This window comes from Nonomuraea sp. NPDC051941, from assembly GCF_044593615.1.
In genome coordinates, this window is sequence record NZ_JBIUCF010000009.1 from 51,585 (window position 1) to 65,763 (window position 14,179).

The window sequence follows — 14,179 nt, forward strand, 5'->3', positions numbered from 1 at the left end:
TACTTCCACATTTCCTGAAATATTGAAATGTAGTGGTTTACCTGGGCAAATGCTCAACTGAAATCCTGACAAATCAGGGCTTGACGGCTGTCAGGCCGCGATTGTACGTTCATCCAGAAATCGATTGCTCAGATCTCTTCTCCCTTCACCCCCACCTCACGGCCTCCTGACTGCCATGCGCTCAGGAGTCCCGCACCGCCAGGAGAAGTCATGTTCTCGATCGTTCGACGATGTTTGGGCGCGGGCCTGGCCACGCTGCTCACGATGACCATCACCGCCGTCCCGGCGGCGACGGCCGCCGCCTCGCCGCCGCCCAGCCCGTTCTTCTCGACCGTGCAGATCGACTCCGGCGCGACGGTCGGCGCGCCCGCCGCGGGCGACAACCGCAACCACGGCGACCTGTGGCCGAACTGCTGGTCCGACGACGACAACGTCTACACCGCCTACGGTGACGGCATCGGGTTCGCGGGCACGTACAGCGACATCGGCGTGGCCCGCATCTCGGGCATGCCCGGCAACCTGACCGGCGCGCAGCTGCCGATCGGCGACAACGTCGGCCAGGTGTGGACGGCGAACCACACGCGCAAGCCCACCGGCATGGCCTGCGTGGCCGGCACGCTCTACCTGGCCGTGCAGGACCTGGCGTTCGACTTCGACGACGCCCCGGCGGCGACGATCGCGAAGTCGACCGACCACGGCAGGACGTGGACCTGGGACAGGTCGGGGCCGATGTTCGGCAACGGGGTGTTCACCACGATCATGTTCCTGGACTACGGCAAGGCGTACGGCAACGCCCCCGACGGCTACGTCTACGCCTACGGCCTCGACCACAACTGGCGCGACTCCTTCGCGAACCGGGTGCCCGACCCGGTGGACCTGTGGCTGGCCCGGGTGCCCAAGGACCAGGTGCAGAACCGGTCGGCCTGGGAGTTCGTCAGCGGCTTCGCCGCCTCCGGCGCGCCCACCTGGTCCGCGGACATCGGCCGCCGGGTCGCGGTCATGCACGACGACCGGCGCATCTACCAGGACGTCTACACCGCCAACCGGGCCAAGAACCTGACCGTGCTCAGCCAGGGCGGCGTGGTGTACAACAAGCCGCTCAACCGCTACCTCTACACATCCTGGACGGAGTACACCTTCGAGTTCTACGAGTCGCCCACGCCGTGGGGGCCGTGGAAGCACTTTTTCGGCAAGGACTTCGGCGGCTACCCGTGGACCACGACCAAGCACGGCGGTTACGCCACCACGATCCCGTCCAAGTACATCAGCGCCGACGGCAAGTCGATGTGGCTGCAGTCGAACGTCTGCCCGTGCGGCGGCGGCTTCCCCGACGGGCAGCACTGGGCGTACACGTTCTCGCTGCGCAAGATGCGCCTGGAGCCGCACGTGGACACCACCCCGGCCAACACGCCCGACGGCGCCAGGAACCTGGCCCGCGAGCCGGGCACGACCGGCGTCGAGCGGGTGGCGCATTTCGGCAACGTCGGCTTCTACAACGACGGCAACAAGGCGCAGAGCGAGGACGACTGGAACGACGAGCGCAAGGGCGCGAGCTGGTGGGGCTACACCTGGCCGCGCGAATACCTGATGAACAAGGTCGCCTTCACCAGCGGGCAGATCTTCGGCGACGGCGGCTGGTTCGCGGGCGATCTGCGGGTGCAGGTCCGCAGGAACCACGAATGGGTGAACGTCACCGGACTGCGCATCACGCCTGACTACCCGTACGACAACACGGCGGGCCCGAACCGCACGTACGAGCTGGGCTTCAACCCGGTGGACGGCGACGGCGTGCGCGTCATCGGCGCCCCGGGCGGCACCCGCACCTTCACCTCCATCGCCGAACTGGAGGTGTACTACACGGGCACCAGCGGGACCATGTTCGGCGGCTCGCCGGCGGATTTCACCGGGGACGGCAAGGACGACATCGTGGCCTTCACCCACGGGGCGAGCGCGGACGTGTGGGCCGCCGCCTCGACCGGCACGGGCTTCGGGGCGTCCGCGAAGTGGCACGACTTCTTCGCCCCGAGCGGTGAGCTCCCCTACACCGGCGATTTCACCGGCGACGGGAAAGCCGACATCATCACCTTCACCCAAGGGACCACCGGCGACGTGTACGTGGCGCCGTCCACCGGCAACGGCTTCGGACCGGGCGTGAAATGGCACGACTTCTTCGCCCCGAGCGGTGAGGTCCCGGCGGTGGGCGATTTCGACGGCGACGGCAAGGACGACATCGCCACCTTCACCCGCGGCGCCGACGCGGACGTCTACGTGGCTCTGTCCAGCGGGAACGGGTTCGGCGCCGGCCAGAAATGGCATGACTACTTCGGCCTGAACGGCGAGTTCCCGGCCGTCGGTGACGTCAACGGGGACGGCAAGGACGACATCATCGTCTTCACCCAGGGCTCCACGGCGGACGTGTACGTGGCCATGTCCACCGGCCACGGCTTCGGCCCCGCGACCAAGGTGGCCGACAGCTTCGCGCCCGGCGCGGACCAGCCCCGCGTGGGCGACTTCGACGGCGACGGCAAGGACGACATCGCCGCCTTCACCAACAACCCCGCCGCCGACGTCTCCGTGGCCCTGTCGGACGGCGCCGGATTCAAGGCCGCCACGAAATGGCACGACGACTTCGCCCCGGCGGGCGAGTTCCCGTACGTCGGCGACTACGACGGCGACGGGAAGGACGACATCGTCTCCTTCACCCACACGCCGTCCGCCGACGTGCGCGTGAGCCTGTCGACCGGCACCTCCTTCGCCGGCGGCGGCAAGTGGCACGACTTCTTCGGCCTGCCCGGCGAGACGACTCTCTGACCCGCTAATCCTCCGCGCGGCACGGCAACCCTCGCGCCGCGTTGCCGCGCCCTGCCCGAAAACGGGCCTCCAGACAGGAGAAACCACGTGAGAAGCAGGATCCTGTTATCGGTGACGGCCTTGTCGGCCGGCGTTTTCCTCATCCCGCCCGCCCCGGCCGCCGCGGCCGGGCCCCGCCCCGACTTCCGCGCCCCGTGGCCGTGTGGACAGGTGCGGGACTACTACCACCACTCCACCGAGGTCGCCAACGCCATCGACTTCAACATCGCCGGCTCCGGCGACCTCGGCACCCCCGCTCTGGCCTCGGCGCCCGGCACGGTGATCGAGACGGTCACCGGCCACCCCGGCTACGGCAACTACGTCCGCGTGGATCACGGCGGCGGCTGGACGAGCCTCGTGGCGCACCTGGACCGGATCACGGCCACCAGGGGCCAGTGGGTCGACTACGGCGCCGAACTCGGCAAGGTCGGCAGCACCGGCAACTCCACCGGACCGCACCTGCACTACGAGCAGGAGGCCGACGGCGGCAACCAGCCGATCGTCATCGACGGCGTGGCTCTCCGCTACAGCGAAGCCGCCGCCAAGCACACCAGTGGCAACTGCGGTGGCGGCGGCCCGCTCCTGGGCGGTTCTCCGGCGGACTTCGACGGTGACGGCAAGGACGACATCGTCACCTTCACGCACGGCGCGAACGCCGACGTCTACGTGGCGAAGTCGACCGGCACCGCCTTCGACGGCACATCGGTGAAATGGCACGACTACTTCGCGTTGAGCGGCGAGGTCCCGCTGACCGGCGACTTCACCGGCGACGGCAAGGACGACGTCGTCACGTTCACCCAGGGATCCAACGCCGACGTGTACGTGGCGCCGTCCACCGGCACGGGCTTCGGCGCCGCCGCGAAGTGGCACGACTTCTTCGCGCCGAGCGGGGAGATTCCCGCGGTCGGAGACTTCGACGGTGACGGCAAGGACGACATCGTCACCTTCACCCGTGGCACGGCCAACGACGTGTACGTGGCGCTGTCGACCGGGACCGGTTTCGGCACGGGCGTGAAATGGCACGACTGGTTCGCGCTCAACGGCGAGTTCCCGGCCGTCGGCGATGTCAACGGCGACGGCAAGGACGACCTGATCGTCTTCACCCAGGGTTCGACGAATGACGTGTACGTGGCGACGTCCACCGGGACGGGGTTCAACGCCGCGGTGAAGGCGCACGACAATTTCGCGCTCGCCGGTGAGCAACCCCGGATCGCGGACGTCAATGGCGACGGCAAGGACGACATCGTCACGTTCACCAACAACGGCCTCGGTGATGTGTGGGTCGCCGTTTCCGACGGCCGGGGCTTCGGTCCGGGGGTCAAGTGGAACGACTGGTTCGCTCCGAACGGCGAGTTCCCCTACACCGGTGATTTCGACGGTGACGGCAAGGACGACATCGTCACCTTCACCAAGGGCACCACGAACGACGTGTTCGTGGGGTTGTCGAACGGCACTTCCGCCTTCGGCACCGGCATCAAATGGCATGAATTCTTCGGCCTCGACGGCGAAACCACCCTCTGATCCAGGAGACATCATGCGCAAATCCCGAATCGGCCGCGCGTTATCCGTCACCGCGGGCGCGCTGGCGATCGCCGCCGCCTCGGCCATGCCCGCCCAGGCGGCCCCCGACCCCGGCAAGCACCGCTCCAACGCCGAACTCCTCCTCGCCTGCCCGTCCGTCCCCGCCGTCCACGACCAGTGGGTGACGACCGCCGTCCACCGGGTCGGCCGCAGCCTCAACGCCAACGACAAGGTGATGCTCGCGGCGTTCGAGACCGGCTGGGTCGAGTCCCACATGAACAACCTCAACTGCGGCGACAAGGACTCCCTCGGCGTCTTCCAGCAGCGCCCGAGCCAGGGCTGGGGCACCCCTGAGCAGATCCTCGACGTCAGCTTCGCCGCCAACTCCTTCTTCACCCGGGCCATCAGGAACGACGCGGCCAACCCCGGCTACACCCCGGGGCAGCTCGCCCAGAGCGTCCAGCGCTCCGCCTTCCCCGACCGCTACGACCAGTCCGAGGCCAAGGCCCGCTCGCTCCTGAACGAGGCCGCCTGGATGCACGGCATGCAGGCGGGCTCGCCGGCCGACTTCGACGGCGACGGCAAGGACGACATCATCACGTTCGCCAAGAACGCCTCGGCCGACGTGTACGTCTCCACCTCGAGCGGCACCGCTTTCAACGGCACGTCGGTGAAGTGGCACGACTTCTTCGGGTTGGGCGGCGAGACCACCTACACCGGCGACTTCACCGGTGACGGCAAGGACGACGTCGTCACGTTCACGCACGGCTCCAGCGGCGACGTGTACGTGGCGCCGTCCACCGGCACGGGCTTCGGTCCCGCCGCGAAATGGCATGACTTCTTCGCGCCCGGCGGCGAGATCGCGGCGGTCGGCGACTTCGACGGCGACGGGAAGGACGACATCGCGACCTTCGCCCGCGGGACGACCCAGGACGTCTTCGTGGCCCTGTCCAACGGGAACGGGTTCGGCGCGGGCCAGAAATGGCATGACTTCTTCGGCCTGAACGGCGAATTCCCGGCGGTGGGTGATGTCAACGGCGATGGCAAGGACGACATCATCGTCTTCACTCAGGGTTCGACGAATGACGTGTATGTGGCGACGTCCACCGGGACGGGTTTCAACGCCGCGGTGAAGATGCACGACAATTTCGCGCTCGCCGGTGAGCAGCCCCGGATCGCGGACGTCAATGGCGACGGCAAGGACGACATCGTCACGTTCACCAACAACGGCCTCGGTGATGTGTGGGTCGCGATTTCGGATGGGCAGGGCTTCGGTCCGGGCGTGAAGTGGAACGACTGGTTCGCTCCGAACGGCGAGTTCCCCTACACCGGTGATTTCGACGGTGACGGCAAGGACGACATCGTCACCTTCACCAAGGGCACCACGAACGACGTCTTCGTCGGCCTGTCGAACGGCACGTCGGCCTTCGGCGCCGGGGTCAAGTGGCACGACTTCTTCGGCCTGAACGGCGAAACCACCCTCTAGAAGGAGCCGGAACAATGCAGTGGAAGCATGTGCGTAAGGCCGCCTTATGCGCGGCCGTCGGCGGGCTGCTGCTCACCGCCAGGCCCGCCGTCGCCGCCCAGGCGGACGGGCTGGACAGGGCGTTCGCCGACGCGACAGCGGAATACCAGGTCCCCAAGGACCTGCTCGTGGCGGTCGGTTACGGCGAGACGCATCTCGACGGCCACAACGGCTCACCCAGCAGCGACAACGGCTACGGCGTCATGCACCTGGTGAGCAATCCGCAGCACAAGAGCCTCGAACAGGCCGCCAAGCTCACCGGCGAGTCCGAGACCGACCTGAAGAGCGACACCGCGGCCAACATCCGCGGCGGCGCGGCGGTCCTGCGTGCCCTCGCCGACCAGGCGGGGCTCGACGCGTCGAAGCGCAAGGACGTCAACGCCTGGTACCCGGTCGTCGCACGCTACGGCGGCGCCGCCGATGACCAGGTGGCCCGCCTGTACGCCGACACCGTCTACGGCCTGCTCGCCCAGGGCATCAAGGCCGAGGTCGTCGTCCAGCCGCGCAAGGTGAGGCCGGAGCGCGGCACGTACGAGAAGGTCAAGCCCCTGGCGGCCACCACCGGTGAACCCCAGGCCGGCATCCTGAGCACCGACTACCCGCCGGCGCACTGGGTCCCCGCCAACGGCAACAACTACTCGCCCGGCCGCTCCAGCCCCATCCGCAAGATCGTCATCCACGTCACCCAGGGCTCCTACGCCGGCACGATCAGCTGGTTCCAGAACCCGTCCGCGCAGGTCAGCGCCCACTACGTGATCCGCTCGTCCGACGGCGACGTCACGCAGATGGTCCGCGACACCGACACCGCCTACCACGCACGGTCCTCGAACGCCGAGGCCCTGGGCATCGAGCACGAGGGCTTCGTGGACAACCCGTCGTGGTTCACCGACGCGATGTACCGCTCGTCGGCCGCCCTGACCCGCTACCTGGCCGACAAGTGGGGCATCCCGCGCACCCGCGCGAACATCGTCGGCCACAATGAGCTCCCCGGCAACGACCACACCGACCCCGGCCCGCACTGGAACTGGGACTATTACATGTCCCTCGTGAACGGTGGCGGCGGCTCGCTCCTGGGCGGTTCTCCGGCGGACTTCGACGGTGACGGCAAGGACGACATCGTCACCTTCACGCACGGCGCGAACGCCGACGTTTATGTGGCGAAGTCGACCGGCAACGCCTTCGACGGCACGTCGGTCAAGTGGCACGACTACTTCGCGTTGAGCGGCGAGGTCCCGCTGACCGGCGACTTCACCGGCGACGGCAAGGATGACATCGTCACCTTCACTCAGGGGGCGAACGCCGACGTCTACGTGGCGCCGTCCACCGGGAACAGCTTCGGGGCGGCGACCAAGTGGCACGACTTCTTCGCGCCGAGCGGTGAAGTGCCGGCGGTCGGCGATTTCGACGGTGACGGCAAGGACGACATCGTCACGTTCACCCGTGGCACGGCCAACGACGTGTACGTGGCCTTGTCCAACGACCATGGATTCGGCGCCGGCGTCAAATGGCATGACTGGTTCGCCTTGAACGGCGAATACCCGGCCGTGGGTGATGTCAACGGTGACGGCAAGGACGACATCATCGTCTTCACTCAGGGTTCGACGAATGACGTGTATGTGGCGACGTCCACCGGGACGGGTTTCAACGCCGCGGTGAAGATGCACGACAATTTCGCGCTCGCCGGTGAGCAGCCCCGGATCGCGGACGTCAATGGTGACGGCAAGGACGACATCGTCACGTTCACGAACAACAATCTCGGTGATGTGTGGGTCGCGATTTCGGATGGTCAGGGCTTCGGTCCGGGCGTGAAGTGGAACGACTGGTTCGCTCCGAACGGCGAGTTCCCCTACACCGGTGATTTCGACGGCGATGGCAAGGACGACATCGTCACCTTCACCAAGGGAACCACGAACGACGTGTTCGTGGGGTTGTCGAACGGCACGTCGGCCTTCGGGGCCGGGGTCAAGTGGCACGACTTCTTCGGCCTCAACGGCGAGACCACCCTGTGAAAGGCACGCGGATGATGCGAAAGCTGCTCGCCGCGCTGGCGACGAGCCTGCTTCTCGTGGCCGCCCCCGTCGCCGTGACAGCGCAGCCCGCTGTCGCGGCGGCGGGGGCCGACAAAGGGCCGATCGGCTGGGACGTCTTCCGGCGCCTCGACCGGCTCCCGTACCTGAGCCCCGGTACCCAGACCCGGCAGTTCTCCAGCTTCGACCGGGCCGGCGCCAACTTCCAGGACGGGTTCGGCGGCGTGTACTCCTGCCTGCGCACCTCGGGAAGCCAGTGCGTGATCGCCGAGGACACGGGCGCCGGCGAGATCTCCTCGATCTGGTTCACCAGGGACGGCGGCGACGTGTCGGCCACCGGCACGATCACCATCGAGCTCGACGGCGCCGTGGTCGTCAGCGCGCCGCTGCAGAGCCTGGTCAACGGGCAGGTCGGCGGGCCGTTCGTCTTCCCGCTGGTGGCCAACGCCGACCAGAGCTCGGGCGGTGTCTACATCAAGGTGCCGATGCCGTACCGCCAGTCCATGCGGGTGTACACGCAGCACAACCCGCTCTTCTACCACGTCACCTACCGCCACTTCCCCGACGCGGAAGGGGTGCGGCGGTTCGACCCCGCCGAGAACGCCTCCGACGTCGTCAACCTGCTGAAGGCGTCCGGCACCCGCGACCCCAAGCCGGCCCGGCCCGGCGCGCAGACCGTCACCCAGAAGGCGAGCCTGACGGCGGGGCAGCAGCGCGAGTTCGCCCGGGTGACCGGCTCCGGCGCGATCTCCGCGCTGCGGGTGCGGGTCCCGGACGCGTCGGCCACCGACGACGCCCTGGCCGGGCTGCGGCTGCGGCTCGACTTCGACGGCCGGACCACCGTCGACTCTCCGGTCGGCGAGTTCTTCGGCGCCGGACTGGGCGAGTACCCGGTCAAGTCGCTGCTGTTCGCCGTGGACACCGCGGGCGGCGGCTGGTACACGACGTGGTGGCCGATGCCGTACCGGTCCGAGGCCAGGGTCAGCCTGGTCAACGGTACCGGGCGCACGCTGGACGACCTGGAGGTGCAGGTCACCTCCGCGGCCGACGCCTCCTGGGCGGACGCGCTCGCGCCCGGCGGCCAGGCCGGCTACTTCACCACCGAGTCGCGGCGCGGCTCGGTCGTCCGTGACTCCGACTGGCTGTTCTCCGACCGCACGGGACGGGGCAAGTTCGTCGGCGTCTCGCACACCATGACCGGGCTCATCTCCGAAGGTCTCACGCGGGAGTACCTGGAGGGCGACGAGCGCGCATACGTGGACGGCGCGCTGACGCCGCAGCTCCACGGCTCCGGGACCGAGGACTTCTACGAGTCCGGCTGGTACTTCAACCGCGGTGAGTTCAACGATCCGCTGGCCGGCAACCCGGCGCACGAGAAGGCCGGCGGCGGCTGCCCGTACGAATGCGACGCCGCGTACCGGCTCATGCTCTCCGACGGCGTGGAGTTCTCCTCCGCGCTCAGGTTCGGCATCGAGCACGGCCCGCAGAACGACAAGCCCGCCACGTACGGCTCCACCGCGTTCCTCTACGCGCAGCCCACCTTCGGCACGCACCGCACGAGCGTCCTCGACGTCGGCGACGCGGCCGGCAGGGCCGCGCACGACTACCGGGAGAGCGGCGCCGCCACCCAGGCCACGCTCGCCTCGGTGTACGAGGGGGACGAGGACCACCAGACCGTGCGCGGGGTGACGCGGTCCACGTCGAGCCCCGTGTCGTTCCAGCTCGGCGTGGACGCCGGCAACGCGGGCGTGCTGCTGCGGCGCACCTCCGACCAGGCTGCCGCCGGCCAGGCGGCCCGGGTCCTGGTGGACGGGGTGGACGTCGGCGAGTGGCGGCAGCCGCTCGGCAACGGCACCCAGCGCTGGCTGGCGGACACGTTCGCGCTGCCGGTGAGCGCGACCGCGGGCAAGTCCACCATCAGGGTCGAGCTGCGGCCCACGGCCGGCGCGCCTCCGTGGACCGCGGCCCGGTACGCCGCCGACAGCCTCGTCCCGGCGCAGCACGCCGACGACCGGGCCCCCACGGCGAGCGAGGGGCCGTCCCTGGTCGGCGGCGACAGGCACGCGCTGCACCTCACGTGGCGCGAGCCGGACGACGACCTCGGCATCCGCGAATACCGCGTGTACGGCTCCACCTCGCCGTCCGCGCAGAACACGCTGCTCGGCACCACCCGCGCGCCCGGCTTCACCCACGGCCCGCTGGCCGCCGGCGCGACCTGGTACTACCGGGTGGAGGCGGTGGACCTGTCAGGCCGCACGGCCGCCGCCGGGCCGGTCGTCTCCGGCCGCACCGGCACGCCCACCCGCACCGACCTCGACAAGGACGGGCGGGACGACGTGCTGACCTTCACCCGGGGGAGCACCGGCGACGTGTACGCCTCGCTCTCCGACGGGACGAGGTTCGTACAGGACGGGTGGAAGTGGCACGACTCGTTCGCCGTCGGCCAGGAGATCGCCCTGACGGGCGACTTCGACGGCGACGGCCGCGACGACGCGGCGACGTTCACCCGGGGGAGCGCCGCCGACGTCTTCGTGTCGCTGTCGGACGGGACGAAGCTCGTGCAGAACGGCTGGAAGTGGCACGACTACTTCGCCGCCGGCACGGAGATCCCCGCCGTGGGCGACTTCGACGGCGACGGCCGGGACGACGTCGCGGCCTTCACCCGGGGCACGTCCGCCGACGTGTTCGTGGCGCTGTCCAGCGGCAGCGTCTTCCGGCACGACGGGTGGCGCTGGCACGGCAACTTCGCCGTCGGCTCGGAGACACCCGCCGTCGGTGACTTCAACGGCGACGGGCGCGACGACATCGCGACCTTCACGGGCGGTGCGGCGGCCGACGTCTTCGTGTCGCTGTCCGACGGCGGGAGGTTCGTGGAGAACGCCTGGAAGTGGCACGACAACTTCGCGGGCGGCGACCAGGTCCCGGGCGTCGGCGACGTCAACGCCGACGGCAAGGCCGACGTGATCGCCTTCACGAGGGGCGACGCCGCGGACGTGTTCGTGGCCGCCTCGGAGGCCGGCCACTTCCAGCCGACGCCGATCAAGTGGCACGACCACTTCGCCGCCGGTACGGAGTGGCCGCAACCGAGCCAGATCCGCTGACCTGCCTCACGGCACCCGAGCCCGCTCCCGTCCCTCCGGGAGCGGGCTCATCGAGCTGCTTTCGGTGAGTGCTCGCAGACGCTGGAGCCCGCGGTGTGATGGCGAGCCCGGGGCGGCGGTGTAGAGGACGATGCGATGTTCCCCGCCGGGCAGGGGCAGGACATCGCAATCGAGCTCCATCACGCCCACCACCGGGTGCATGGCTCGCTTCGTCACGGTCCGCTGCACTTCGATGTCCTGCGCCGCCCACAGCTCCGCGAACAGCGGGCTGGCCGCCGTCAGCTCGTCCACGATCTCCCGTACGTCGGGATCGTCCGGGTAGCGGCCGCTGGCCCGCAGATCGGCGACGGCCTGTCGGGCGTGGTCGGCGTGATCACTCAGCAGGGCGGGAGCGCCGCCGAACAGCCAGCGCAGCGTGTTGCGCCGGCGGGGCGGTCTGGCCGCCGGGTCGCCGATGAGCGCGACCAGCATCCGGTTCCAGGCGAGCAGGTCCCAGCAGACATTGACGATCACGGCGGGAAACTCCTCGAAGCGATCCAGCAGGCGCAGCGCGTGCTCGGGAACCTCCGGCGGGGCCCCGGTCCGGACCGGGGCCTGGCCGCCCATCCGCAGCAGGTAGTCGTGCTCGTCGCCGGTCAGCCGCAGCGTGCGGCTCAGCGCGGCGAGCACCTGCGCGGACGGCTGCGGCCCGCGGCCCTGCTCCAGCCGGATGTAGTAGTCGACCGAGATCCCGGCCAGCAGCGCGACCTCCTCGCGGCGCAGGCCCGGCGTCTGGCGCCGGCGGCCGGGCGCCAGCCCCGCCTCTTCCGGCCTGACCCGCTCGCGCCTGCTCCGCAGAAAACTGCCCAGCTCGTCCTTGTTCATCGTCTTCCATCATGGCCTGGTATCACGAGTCCCAGGCCCACGGGGGCCTACCCGCCGTCCCGGCCGCGCGGCCAACCTGGTGGCATGACGATTCTGGTGACCGGGGCGCGCGGGCACGTCGCGCGCGGCCTCGTACAGCGACTTCTCGCCGCGGGACAGCCCGTCCGCGCGGCCGGCCGGAACCCGGGCGCGGCCCGCCTGCCCGCCGGGGTGGAAACGGTGCTCTGCGACCTCGCCGACCCGGACACGTTCGACGCCGCGCTCGCCGGCGTCACCAGGGTCTTCCTGTACGCCGAGCGACGCGGCCTGGACGACTTCGTCACCCGCGCCGCGACCGCCGGGGTGGAGCACATCGTCCTGCTGTCCGCGCTGCTCGCCGACCCCACCTCGACCGACGCGATCGGCCGCATGCACGGCGACGCCGAGCAGGCCGTGGCCCGCTCGGGAATCGCCTGGACGTTCCTGCGCCCGGGCGCCTTCGCCACCAACACGCTCCAGTGGGCGCCGTCGGTCCGGGCCGAGGGGGTGGTCCGCGACCCGTTCCCGGACTCGCGCTCGGCCCCCGTGCACGAGGCGGACATCGCGGCGGTCGCCGCCCTCGCCCTGACCGAGCCGGGACACGAAGGTGCGACCTACCCGCTGACCGGGCCGGAGCTGGTCAGCCGCAGCCGCCAGGCCGAGCTGATCGGCGAGGCCATCGGCCGTCCGGTGCGCTTCGTCGTCCAGGATCTGGAGGAATACCGCGCGGAGCTGAGCGCCTGGACGACGCCCCAGGTCGCCGACGTGGTGATCAAGGAGTCGGCCGCCGCCGTCGACCGGCCTTTGCCCCCCACGGACACGGTCGAGAAGGTCACCGGCCGGCCCGCCCGCACGTACGGCGAGTGGGCCCGCGACCACGCCGAGGACTTCCGCGACGAGCCCTCGTGATCGTGGCCTTCAGGAACCCTTGACCAGCGCGAACGCGCCACGGGTCAGCCCCAGCTGCTCCGAGAGTGCCCGCGCCTGGTCGAACGGGGTCTTCGGATCGATCGCCAGGGTCGTCACCACGAACGACCTCCCGTCCGCCGTCCTGGCGAGGTAGCCCACGTCGCTCACCCCGGGCTCCGACCCGCCCTTGAACCAGACCGACGGCCACTGGGCCCTGTCCAGCGCGAGCCCCGCGTCGTCGATCGACAGGGCCTCGCCGACGTGCTTGTCGGGCAGCTTCGACAGCCGGGCGAAGGCCTGGCACACCTGGGCGGGGGAGGCGTACCACTCGATCGTGTCCAGCCCGCGCGGCGCGGTCCACCCGGCGACGCGGGACAGCGGGACCTTGGCGACCACCTTGTCCAGGTAGGCCCGCTTCCCGGCCGTTCCCAGTGAGAGGTACTTCTTGGCGTGCCGCGGGTAGCCGGCGCCCTTGAGCACGAACATCTCCCGCGTGGTGAGCCAGGGGGTGTCGCGCCGGTCGCGGACGCCCCAGGCCCGCGCGGTACGCTCGACGTTCTTGCGGCCGGCCCGGTGGATGAGCAGGTCGGCGGCGGTGTTGTCGCTGATGGAGATCATCAGCTTGGCGGCCTCCAGCACTGACACTTTGCTGTTGTCCGGGCGGTTCTGCAGCTCGCCCGACCCCAGGCTCTTCAGCTCCGGCGTGATCGTGAGCCGGGTGTCCCACCCGAACGCCCCGCTCGCGATGCGTTCGGCCACGGCCCCCAGCACGTAGAGCTTGAACATGGAGCCGAGCGGGCGCGCCGTGCCGGGGGCGACGGAGTGCACGGGGCGGCAGGCGCCGTCCTTGGCCACCTCCGCGGCGATGAAGCCGGCCTGCGGCGCGAGCCTGCTCAGCCGCTGGTCCAGCTCCGCCCAGTCCTTGGGCGCGGGGGAGACCTGCGGCCGGAACAGCAGGCCGCTGATGAGGCCGGCGCCGTCCGTCGTGAGCGACAGGTCGAACAGGACGCCGGCCGCCTCGACCGTGGCGACGAGCAGGGCGCTCTCCGACCTGGTGAGCTCCTGGAACCGCATGCCCTTGAAGGCGGTCAGGGTCTGGTTCAGCCGGTCGGCGGGGACGCTCTGGAGGAACTCGGCGGCGAAGTGCTGCCTCAGCTCGCTCTCCGGGATCGGCGGGCGCGTGGCGGCGTCGAGCAGCCAGCGCAACTGCCGGCCCGCGGGCGTGTCGGGGATCTCGGGCGCGGCGACGGCGGCGGCCTGCACGGGCGCGGTCTGGCCCACGCAGACCGCCGTCATCGTGGCCGCGACGGCTGCCGCCGTCAGAAAGCGGACGGGCTTGTTGTTTCTCATGGTGCTCAGGCAAT

Annotated in this window: 8 protein-coding genes; 6 read left to right on the forward strand and 2 right to left on the reverse strand. The window is 69.9% G+C overall.

Going from position 1 to position 14,179, the window contains the following annotated elements; all coding sequences use genetic code 11:
* Positions 1 to 210 precede the first annotated feature (210 nt).
* The 5 genes from ACIHFD_RS17360 to ACIHFD_RS17380 all read left to right on the forward strand — a co-directional run bounded on the left by ACIHFD_RS17360 (position 211) and on the right by ACIHFD_RS17380 (position 11,024).
* The gene (locus ACIHFD_RS17360; protein WP_397367730.1) at positions 211 to 2,811 is read left to right on the forward strand and encodes an FG-GAP-like repeat-containing protein; all 2,601 of its coding nucleotides are present in this window, start codon (positions 211 to 213) and stop codon (positions 2,809 to 2,811) included.
* Positions 2,812 to 2,898: 87 nt separating this feature from the next.
* Positions 2,899 to 4,371 carry an FG-GAP-like repeat-containing protein gene (locus tag ACIHFD_RS17365; protein WP_397367731.1) on the forward strand — a complete coding sequence of 491 codons (1,473 nt, stop codon included), beginning with the start codon at positions 2,899 to 2,901 and terminating at the stop codon, positions 4,369 to 4,371.
* Positions 4,372 to 4,384: 13 nt separating this feature from the next.
* Positions 4,385 to 5,857 (forward strand): FG-GAP repeat domain-containing protein, encoded by a 1,473-nt coding sequence (locus ACIHFD_RS17370; protein WP_397367732.1) that lies wholly within the window; start codon positions 4,385 to 4,387, stop codon positions 5,855 to 5,857.
* Positions 5,858 to 5,871: 14 nt separating this feature from the next.
* On the forward strand, positions 5,872 to 7,905 hold the full coding sequence (locus ACIHFD_RS17375) for an N-acetylmuramoyl-L-alanine amidase (protein ID WP_397367733.1): 2,034 nt from the start codon (positions 5,872 to 5,874) through the stop codon (positions 7,903 to 7,905).
* An 11-nt stretch (positions 7,906 to 7,916) separates the two neighbouring features.
* Positions 7,917 to 11,024 carry a DUF2961 domain-containing protein gene (locus tag ACIHFD_RS17380; protein ID WP_397367734.1) on the forward strand — a complete coding sequence of 1,036 codons (3,108 nt, stop codon included), beginning with the start codon at positions 7,917 to 7,919 and terminating at the stop codon, positions 11,022 to 11,024.
* 6 nt (positions 11,025 to 11,030) lie between these two features.
* On the opposite strand, the gene ACIHFD_RS17385 is transcribed toward ACIHFD_RS17380, so the two are convergent.
* On the reverse strand, positions 11,031 to 11,888 hold the full coding sequence (locus ACIHFD_RS17385) for a helix-turn-helix transcriptional regulator (RefSeq protein WP_397367736.1): 858 nt from the start codon (positions 11,886 to 11,888) through the stop codon (positions 11,031 to 11,033).
* A gap of 84 nt (positions 11,889 to 11,972) precedes the next feature.
* On the opposite strand from ACIHFD_RS17385, the gene ACIHFD_RS17390 reads away from it, so the two are divergent.
* A complete protein-coding gene (locus ACIHFD_RS17390) occupies positions 11,973 to 12,815 on the forward strand; it encodes an NAD(P)H-binding protein (protein WP_397367737.1) in 843 nt (280 codons plus the stop codon).
* A 9-nt stretch (positions 12,816 to 12,824) separates the two neighbouring features.
* On the opposite strand, the gene ACIHFD_RS17395 is transcribed toward ACIHFD_RS17390, so the two are convergent.
* Positions 12,825 to 14,165 carry a serine hydrolase gene (locus tag ACIHFD_RS17395; protein ID WP_397367738.1) on the reverse strand — a complete coding sequence of 447 codons (1,341 nt, stop codon included), beginning with the start codon at positions 14,163 to 14,165 and terminating at the stop codon, positions 12,825 to 12,827.
* Positions 14,166 to 14,179 lie beyond the last annotated feature (14 nt).

What these genes read in the sequence shown, in the direction of transcription:
- ACIHFD_RS17385 (WP_397367736.1), bottom strand. Translation starts at nt 11,888, where the DNA reads ATGAACAAGGACGAGCTGGGCAGTTTTCTGCGGAGCAGGCGCGAGCGG.
- ACIHFD_RS17390 (WP_397367737.1), top strand. Translation starts at nt 11,973, where the DNA reads ATGACGATTCTGGTGACCGGGGCGCGCGGGCACGTCGCGCGCGGCCTC.
- ACIHFD_RS17395 (WP_397367738.1), bottom strand. Translation starts at nt 14,165, where the DNA reads ATGAGAAACAACAAGCCCGTCCGCTTTCTGACGGCGGCAGCCGTCGCG.
- ACIHFD_RS17375 (WP_397367733.1), top strand. Translation starts at nt 5,872, where the DNA reads ATGCAGTGGAAGCATGTGCGTAAGGCCGCCTTATGCGCGGCCGTCGGC.
- ACIHFD_RS17370 (WP_397367732.1), top strand. Translation starts at nt 4,385, where the DNA reads ATGCGCAAATCCCGAATCGGCCGCGCGTTATCCGTCACCGCGGGCGCG.
- ACIHFD_RS17380 (WP_397367734.1), top strand. Translation starts at nt 7,917, where the DNA reads ATGATGCGAAAGCTGCTCGCCGCGCTGGCGACGAGCCTGCTTCTCGTG.
- ACIHFD_RS17360 (WP_397367730.1), top strand. Translation starts at nt 211, where the DNA reads ATGTTCTCGATCGTTCGACGATGTTTGGGCGCGGGCCTGGCCACGCTG.